This is a genomic window from Vibrio sp. YT-19(2023) (assembly GCF_033337395.1).
Genome location: NZ_JAWOQN010000064.1, coordinates 1 through 8,083 on the forward strand (window position 1 = coordinate 1; position 8,083 = coordinate 8,083).

Sequence of the window (8,083 nt, forward strand, 5' to 3'; positions counted from 1 at the left end):
TTCATCTGGTGATACAGACGGTTCACTCATAAAGCGGTGAACAACGCTTCATACGACTTCAGGTCGCACGGACAGAAATGGTTTAGAGTATTTACTTAAATTAGCAAAGGACGAATAACTTCTGGTATGGAAACTCAGTGTCCAATCTAACAGGAGCAATTTAGTTAATAGAAATGCAGCTTCATCGCGACGCTCTATATGTATTGGCTTAACAAAGGTGCTGCCAGCTTCAATGCAATACCACACATGATGCATGAAATCGCAGAATCTAAAATTCGCCATGTTCTTGGCTTACTAAAAAGTGGGATCAACTTGTTAGCCAAATACACTAATCCATAAAACCAGCCCCCTGATGCGATCAGTGCCCCTATAACAAACAATAGTTTTTCATCAGGTTCCATTTGAGCAGTCACGCCCCCGAGTATCACCACCGTATCCAGATATACATGTGGATTTAAAAAAGTGATAGCCATCGCCATTAAAACGACTTTTAACCAACTCTGGGCAATGTCCGAATTTTCCAACTCTAGGTGACTTGAACCTTTCCAAGCTGATTTTGCAGATTGGTAGCCATACCAGAAAGCTTGGATTGGGCGATTGCGCAGCACGCTTCGACATTGAACCTGAAATCGCACGTGGTGCCGACTCAGTATCGTGATTTGTTGGACGATGCGTTGGCTCAAATTGGCTATCGTCTGCGTGTAGACACACTGGTGCACCCTGCTGAATTGACGCCGGGCGCGACCATGACGGTTCAGGCCTTGCTTGTGAACGAAGGGAACGCGCCACCGTATCAGCACCATTATCTGGCGTATCGATTGGTGAATGAGGACGAAGAAACCGCGTTTTTCAACGTCTCAACCGCAGATGTCATGCGTTGGCTGCCGGGTGAACACGCGACCTCCAGCAGTTTCACTTTGCCTGAAACGATCCCCACCGGCCATTACTACCTTGAGTTGGCCTTGGTCGATCGCCATGCTGAGGCAGAAGTGAATCTGGCCAATGAAGGGTTGCAGGCGTCGGGCTGGTATCGCTTATCTGACGTGACCATTCGTTAGGTCGACAGCCTTCGCCATGCTGTGGTGCGATAGACAGCAGCAAACGAAAAGCGAAAGTGACAGAAGAAAAGCGGGCAATGCCCGCTTTTTTGTACGTTGAGCGTTGAAACGACTTTCTTTGAAGACGCCTTTTTGGGGTTGGAAGACTAAGCCAGTGCTTGCGCCAGCAAGCTGACCGGGTGAATGGTTTCCAGCGCGGTGTTCTCTTCGATTTGCCATTTACAGGTTTCGCAGTCGGTGATCGCAAAATCTGCATCGGAGGCTTTGATCGAGTCAAACAGGTGCGAGCCGATTTTCATCGACACGTCATAGTTCTCTTCTTTAAAGCCATAGGTGCCCGCCAAACCGCAGCATTCGCTATCGAGGACAATCAGTTCTAGGCCCGGAATCATGCGCAGTAACTCAATGGTAAACATCACGTTGCCACTGCGTTCCAAGTGACAAGGCGTGTGATAAACCACTTTGAGGTTGACCGGTTTCATTTTCGGCGCATTGCCATTCATAAACTCTTTCAGCAGGAAGCGCGTGACGTATTCAATGTCGTTGGACACTTGGCTGTTGTCGACGCCGAGCACATGCGGGTATTCCTGTTGCAGCGTGAACGAGCAAGTTGAGGAGGTTGAAATCACTTTGGTGTGATATTCATTGACCGCAGTTTCCATGTTCTTCACGTTCAGCAATGCGTTTTTACGCGCTTTGTCATGAAAACCGTTGGCAATCAAAGGCACGCCGCAGCATTTCTCGTTGTTCAGCAAGCGCACGCCAATATTCATCGCATTCAACACCTTCACCAGATCTTTGCCCAATTGTGGGTGGTTGTAGTTGACGTAGCAGCCATGAAAGTAGGTGACTTGGCGCTGATACAGCGGCTGGCTGGTGCAATTTTGTTTAAACCAGCGACGGAACGTGCCGTGCGAGTATTTCGGCAACGCTTTGTGGTCATGCACGCCGATGGTTTTGTGCATGATTTTTTTCACCAATGGCATCGATGTGGCGAAGTTCACCACTGGTGCAAATGGCGTGGTCAGTGAGCCGAACAGGTCGGTGTGACTCAGCACGTAGTCACGCATCAGTTTCGGATTGAGCGGTTTCTTGCCATGTTTACCCCGCGCGACGGCGATGATGTCGCCGATTTTCACCCCAGAAGGACACGCGGTTTCGCAGCGTTTGCAGTTGGTGCAGTATTTAAGCGCTTCGTCGTAATATTCCGGGTTTTTAATGCGCAGGCGCTCGCCATCCGGCCCGCACTGTTTCGGGCCTGGGTAATCTGGGTTGGCTTTTGCCACGGGGCAGTACACCGTGCAGACGGTGCATTTAATACATTGGTCAAAGCTGGTATTCAGAGGAGCAGCTTTTGAAAATGGCGCGTTCATGCGAGCACCTCCTGATCGAATGGGTTAGGGTGAGACGCTGACAATTGAGGTTCTAGGCATTGCATGATGGCGTGGTAGGCGGTGCCAATCGCGACGCCGCCACCGCACCCTTCAAACACGGGATCGTATCCCGACAACATGGAGCCGCAGCAGTACAAGTTTTTAATGGTGACGCCGCTGCGCTGTGGGTTCAATTGCGCGTTGGTTTCGACACCGAATGCCATAAAAGGGTGTGAACGGTCGGCAAAGAAGGCCGGATTGCGCCAATCAACGCGTGCTGGTTTATGCGTCACTTGCAAGCCAAAGATCGGTTCTTGGATGGCGTGTTGCTCGGCATGCAACCCTTGGCTGAAATAGCTGCCGGTTGCCATGATGTAGTTGTCAGCGCTGATGGCCATGTCGCGCAGGTTTTGCGTTTGCAGGCTAACCAGACGCTCGCCGTCAAACGTGCCGTTGACCACTTTGTCGCCTTTGAGGTGAATGCCACCCAGCAGCAGGAAGGTGCGACTGAGCGCCTCTTCAATGCGAATACCCAGCAGCGATGGTGGCATGGTCGGCACTTCGTGAAATTGCAGTTGCGTGGTGTCGCGTAGCTTCGTTAGCAGCGTTAGGCCATCGCCGTTGCCCATGATCGCGGGCATGATCACCAAGTCGTTGCGATTGGCTGCACGCATCAAACCATCGCATAGCGCGGTCCACGCGGCATCGTGTTTTAGCAAACGTGCAATGTCGATTGAGCGCAGCTCATTTGGGTTGCGGCGGTATCCGTCAAACCCCGGAATCGACAGGGTGACCGTGTGAATCGGCACACCTTGAAAATCGGGATGCTGGTGAAGGTTATCTTTCAGCATTTGTGGCTGAAAATCGCGATAGCCATCGATCGAAACCACCACAATACGCTCAAACGAAACTTCTTGGCGGTGTTGGTAAACAAATGGCTGCGATAGCCAAGTCGCTTTGAGTGTGCCAAGCGGCGTGATGCGCCCGTGATTGGCCAAATCATCTTGATGCGATAGCGGCACGTTCGCGGTGGCGAGCGTTTGACGAAACCATTCCAGCCCTTTTTGCAGCGTGCTACGACCCACCGTGTTGTACGGATGGGACGGCGCTTGTTGCTGTAATGCGTCGAGGGCATCAAACGGGTGGGTGACCGCGCTGCCATCTGGTAATTTCGCCAGCACATCAATGGAGCCGGAAGAGAAATGTAACGCGCTTTGACCCTGATTGATGAGCACGGTTTTTTTGCCAGCTTGCAGGCTGCGAATTGCAGCGGTATAACCCGCAATGCCCCCGCCGATCACGGCCACATCATAATGCATCATAATTCCGCCTCCTGTTTTTGTTGTTCTGCTTGAGGGTGTTCTGATTGAGCGGGCTGGGGCAGGTCGCTGGCACCGAGTAATCCTTCGTAAATCCAATAGCTGAATTCCGCTTCGCGCAGCGCATCACCCCAGAAAATGGGTTTGATGCCTTTCCAGCGCTCTTCTAGAAAATCGACCAACAATTCACTCGATTGACAGCCATCGACCTGACCATATTCGGAAAACAGGCTGGCCGCACGGTAGATGCACAGTTCGCCCTGACAAGGGCCCATGCCTAAGCGAGTGCGGCGGCGCAGATCGACCAAGTTGTTGACGTCGAGCTGTTTAATCGCGTATTCAATTTCGCCCGCAGTGACCATTTCACATTCACAAATAATCGCTTGGCTCTTGGCATCGTCAGACAAGAATTGCGTGGCGCGTTCACCATGGCGATAAATGGCGGATTCATACACCGGTTTGGCGATGCTGGCGGTTTTCTTGATGGCTTTTGGCGTTTCGTTTGACCCCGGCAGTGGGCGCGTGTGGGTTTCGCACGCCTGAGTGTTGCCCAGTTTCTTCGCCACTAAGTCGGTCGCCCATTCCGCCATTAAGCGGTAGGTCATCAGTTTGCCGCCGGTAATGGTGGTGAGGCCTTTGAGGCCGTCGCGCTCTTGGTGATCGAGCAAAACGATGCCGCGGCTGATATTCCGGCCACTGCCATCGTCATCTACCGAAACCAAAGGACGTACCCCCGCGTAGGCACGCAGTACGCGCGTATTGGCCATGATCGGCGCAAGTTTCGCGCCTTCTGCCAACAGCACATCCACGTCACGTTCGGTGACGTGCAAGTTGTCGATCTGGTCGTAATCAATGTGTTCGGACGTGGTGCCGATAAGTGAAATGGTGTCGCCGGGCACCAGAATGTCGGCATCGGAAGGTTTACGGCAACGGTTGATCACCAAGTTATTGATGCGGTAATCGAGGATCAACAGCGAGCCTTTGGCAGGGAACATCTTGATGTTGAGGTCGGCATATTCGCAGATATGTTGTCCCCAAATACCCGCGGCGTTGATCACTTCTTTGGCAAAGATTTCAAACTGTTGGTTGGTGCCCAATTGCAAACAGCGTACACCGAGTATGGTATCGCCTTGGCGAATCAAACTGGTGACGATGGTGCGGTTGAACATGCGCGCGCCGTGCTCTTTGGCATCAAGGACGTTCGAGGCACATAAACGGAACGGATCCAGCGTGCCGTCGGGCACTTTCACCGCACCGATCAGCGCCGGGTTCACGTTCGGTTCGAGCGCGAGTGCTTCTTTTGGCGTTAAACGGGTCGCTTCGATACCGGCATTGCCGCAAGCCTGAATAAAGGTGTCTTGAAAGCTGAGTTCGTCTTCAGGCAGGGTAATGAATAGGCCGTCAGTCGCTTCCACACAATGGCGAGCGATGCGTTTGAGCGTTTGGTTTTCTTGAATGCATTCTTTGGCCGATTCTGCATCAGTGACGGCATAGCGCGCACCAGAGTGCAGCAAGCCGTGGTTACGACCCGTGGTGCCGGAGGCGATGTCATTTTTCTCTAACAGAATGCACGCGATGCCTCGCAATGCGCAGTCTCGCATGATGCCTGTGCCGGTCGCGCCGCCGCCAATGATGACAACGTCGGTTTCCATTCGTTGATAAGCCGTCATGACCTTTACCTTATGCAACTTTAATAAACTTACAACTAGTATGTTTTTTTTTATCATTTACGTTCGATATATTGCTCACAAAAGCGCGAACGAGCGTTAAATTGATAGTTTTGGTGATTGTTTCGTGTGGGTGTGGAGAAATTAACCAACAATGTTGCTGGTATTTAACAGGGTTAGGCACATATTTGTTACATGTAAATCGATAAAAACAGGAATAAATTCGCTAACGAGCTGGTCTGATGTGCAAGCGGAGTCAAGAACGTTGTTGGTAAATGAAAACGTATGATGCCTTGTTTAATAAGCAATTGCTCAGTTTATTAGGGTTTTCTTGATTAGAAAATGGCGCGATAAAAACTAACCCTACTGATGAAATGATCAAAATGATGCGCCAATTAACAAAAAACGAGTTTGACATTAACAAACTTGTGCTCGAACGCTCATAAATTTCCTTGTTCGATTTTCGAGAGTGCTCTTCTGTGTCAGATTTGCCCACACAAAGTTTGTGTACATAACTATAAACAGGGGTGTGAAGCCCAACGGTACGGTTTCGTACGTTAAGCATTAAATCAAACAGTTAGAACGGTATGACGCTTAGGTATACCCTACGATCACTGGTAAAAACCACCCCAAAATCAGGATATGACATAACCTATGTGTCACTACTGGCTGTGTCATGACTTAAATGACATGCTTGTTTTTTGTTAGCGTACGTTTTCGTTCCATTGGGCGTCACACCCCTGTTATGAGCCATTACTACCGCCCTCTATCATCCAATGAACCATCAGAACTAATCCATATTCCATCACCTAAATAAGCATCCTCTCCATCACCCAATGAAATTGCTTCGTATATTTCTCTCATTTCATCTCTAGCCGCAGCCTCATTGGATTTGGGCAGACTTCGGATGTACTCAGCTTTCTGCTCTTGCCAAGATTTACCATGACCAGAAGTGAAGGATTCATCTATTGGAGTATTTGTAACTAAGCGAGATGCGATTTCCAGAATCAGCTCATGAATGTTTACATCGCTGTCACGATAGTAATTTCTAACCATATCCCCGCCATCAGTAAATAGCTTCCCTTTCTCATCGAGCTTTGTTTCTCTGACGGAGTTATAAAGTTTAAAATCTATTCCCCTTTTACCGACCAAAAAATAGATAGTCTGACTCTGATTGCTTGCAATGAAGGCATATTTCCATGAGCTTGTTCTCGGTATATAGGCTTCGAAGCCGATATTTTGTAGGTGCTCAAGTACTTGATCACGGGTTAATTTGTCGATATTTTTATTTGGGCAATGGTGGACTTCCTTATTCAAGAGGTCATAAGGCATCCACTTATCTGGTGATACCTCAGTCCATTGCATACCTTCAGCACCGCAAAAATCACAGTCAAAAACTGAACCGCCCCAGCGCGGGATAAATTCATTGCTCATTGTTTCTCCTTTTCTCTGAGAGGCTCATAACGCCGCAAGCATGGGCTGGCAAAAGTGGCACGTAATTGCGTAAGCTATTTAAGTGACGCTTTTGACAGTCCAATGCCTTGCCTTGTTATGAGCTTTTTATTATGAAGCATATGCATCCATTACAATCTCTATTAATTCTGCATCACTAAGTATTTCTTGTGGTGGAGTGAATGATTGCGCAATTGGTGCCATGTTTTTTATGAGCAGACGAGTGATAATTGGATTATATGTTTGCATGTAATCAATAGCATCTGAGAATGCCTGCTCCTGAAACTCAACTGTATGCTCAGTTTTTACCTGTATTGCTTTGAAGAAAGCTAGGTTATGGTCAAAAACGTCTTTATCTATTATTCCTTGAATATAGAGGGCTGTTGCCGCAGCTCGGCGTGCATAGCCATAAGTCATTTGTATTAATTTGGAGTGCTCCATTATTGTTTCAACTGATTCACCTAAGTCATTTATGATGTCTACAAAAATGCTTCCAGTTTGGTTGTTTCTACTAACAATGTTTTCTAGTTTTATAGAATTGCTTTCTTTGGGTTGTAATATTTTGCTAAATATTGAATTGCTAGGTAAGTCGTACTTACCTAAAGAAAATTGCTGCATTATGTTGTCAGTGATTTTGGTTCTAAGCTCAACCATTAGGTCAGTATTGCTCATAAGTTGTGAGCAAATTTGCAGTAGCAGTTGTTGAGGGCCATCGGCTCCGTCAATTTCAGGGATTGAGTTATTCATTGCTCCAGAATATTCGTCTGGACCAATGCCGCTTTCTTTAGCGAAATTAATTGCAGCCGCATTGCCTTGGCTTGCAGCTTCAATTTCTTCTAAGATAAATTGATATGCAATCTCTTTTGTGGGTAGCTTTCTTGAGATGATCTCTGCAAATCGTTTTGCGGCGTGTTCAATACCATCAGCATCAATCATTTTTTCCAATTCAGATTTTTCATTTTTGCCAAATAATTTCTTAAACATTAGTTTCTCCTTAACGCCTACCCTAGGCTCATAACGCCTTGCTCACCGGAAAATTATGAGCGCAGCGAGTAATTTTTCCGGGTGCAGCAACTTGTTATGCTTTTTTATAGCACCTTATGAAATGCATGATCATGTACATCATATAGGGCTTTTTTGCTTAAATCGATGGAACTAAATCAAGAAGCTACGATCTGATCGGCTACACCCATTAATCGTCGTAGCCTCATGCC

Annotated in this window: 7 protein-coding genes; 1 reads left to right on the forward strand and 6 read right to left on the reverse strand. The window is 48.0% G+C overall.

Going from position 1 to position 8,083, the window contains the following annotated elements:
• Positions 1-194: 194 nt before the first annotated feature.
• On the reverse strand, positions 195-608 hold the full coding sequence (locus tag R7E78_RS23565; RefSeq protein WP_025589760.1) for a LysE/ArgO family amino acid transporter: 414 nt from the start codon (positions 606-608) through the stop codon (positions 195-197).
• Here R7E78_RS23565 and R7E78_RS23570 point away from each other — a divergent pair.
• On the forward strand, positions 585-1,058 hold the full coding sequence (locus R7E78_RS23570) for a DUF4832 domain-containing protein (protein ID WP_025594143.1): 474 nt from the start codon (positions 585-587) through the stop codon (positions 1,056-1,058). The genes R7E78_RS23565 and R7E78_RS23570 overlap by 24 nt on opposite strands.
• A gap of 146 nt (positions 1,059-1,204) precedes the next feature.
• On the opposite strand, the gene glpC is transcribed toward R7E78_RS23570, so the two are convergent.
• From glpC to R7E78_RS23595, 5 genes are all read right to left on the reverse strand, one after another.
• Positions 1,205-2,431, reverse strand: coding sequence for an anaerobic glycerol-3-phosphate dehydrogenase subunit GlpC (gene glpC, locus R7E78_RS23575; protein WP_318058299.1), 1,227 nt, complete (start codon positions 2,429-2,431; stop codon positions 1,205-1,207).
• Positions 2,428-3,753, reverse strand: a complete 1,326-nt coding sequence (gene glpB / locus R7E78_RS23580; protein WP_014257458.1) for a glycerol-3-phosphate dehydrogenase subunit GlpB — start codon at positions 3,751-3,753, stop codon at positions 2,428-2,430. The genes glpC and glpB overlap by 4 nt, the downstream gene beginning before the upstream one ends.
• Positions 3,750-5,420 (reverse strand): anaerobic glycerol-3-phosphate dehydrogenase subunit A, encoded by a 1,671-nt coding sequence (gene glpA / locus R7E78_RS23585; protein WP_031847523.1) that lies wholly within the window; start codon positions 5,418-5,420, stop codon positions 3,750-3,752. The genes glpB and glpA overlap by 4 nt, the downstream gene beginning before the upstream one ends.
• A 753-nt stretch (positions 5,421-6,173) precedes the next feature.
• Positions 6,174-6,851 (reverse strand): hypothetical protein, encoded by a 678-nt coding sequence (locus tag R7E78_RS23590; RefSeq protein ID WP_158157482.1) that lies wholly within the window; start codon positions 6,849-6,851, stop codon positions 6,174-6,176.
• 129 nt (positions 6,852-6,980) lie between these two features.
• A complete protein-coding gene (locus tag R7E78_RS23595) occupies positions 6,981-7,853 on the reverse strand; it encodes a hypothetical protein (protein WP_158157484.1) in 873 nt (290 codons plus the stop codon).
• Positions 7,854-8,083 lie beyond the last annotated feature (230 nt).

Coding starts and splice junctions, on each gene's coding strand:
- R7E78_RS23590 (WP_158157482.1), bottom strand. CDS start 6,851: ATGAGCAATGAATTTATCCCGCGCTGGGGCGGTTCAGTTTTTGACTGT.
- glpB (WP_014257458.1), bottom strand. CDS start 3,753: ATGATGCATTATGATGTGGCCGTGATCGGCGGGGGCATTGCGGGTTAT.
- glpC (WP_318058299.1), bottom strand. CDS start 2,431: ATGAACGCGCCATTTTCAAAAGCTGCTCCTCTGAATACCAGCTTTGAC.
- glpA (WP_031847523.1), bottom strand. CDS start 5,420: ATGACGGCTTATCAACGAATGGAAACCGACGTTGTCATCATTGGCGGC.
- R7E78_RS23595 (WP_158157484.1), bottom strand. CDS start 7,853: ATGTTTAAGAAATTATTTGGCAAAAATGAAAAATCTGAATTGGAAAAA.